The 297-nt window shown below is 33.0% G+C and carries 1 protein-coding gene; it reads left to right on the top strand.

All coding sequences use genetic code 11. The features are described from left to right. Positions 1–26: 26 nt before the first annotated feature. The coding region (locus QP324_RS11990) for a phage terminase large subunit (protein WP_284816202.1) at positions 27–297 on the top strand (271 nt) is incomplete at its 3' end.

Raw genomic sequence — 297 nt, 5'->3', positions numbered from 1 at the left:
CATCGATGATATATCAGGTGATGAATATGAGTAAAAAATTATCTGAATTTCTTCCTAAAGCATTTCATACTACTTGGAGGATAGCATTAAACTCAAATATATTGCATGTTGTTGAAAAAGGTGGTCGTGGATCAGGTAAATCATCTGGCATAGCACACATAATCGTTCAATTGATTATGAGATATCCTGTAAATGCTGTGGCCATTAGATATGTCGATAATACGATTGAGCTATCTATTTTTGAACAGATTAAGTGGGCAATTGAAGAACAAGGTGTGTCTAAGTATTTTAAAGTAA

This window comes from Corynebacterium sp. UMB0012 (genome assembly GCF_030216265.1).
Taxonomy (GTDB): domain Bacteria; phylum Actinomycetota; class Actinomycetes; order Mycobacteriales; family Mycobacteriaceae; genus Corynebacterium.
This window is presented reverse-complemented; position numbering and strand designations above follow the sequence as displayed.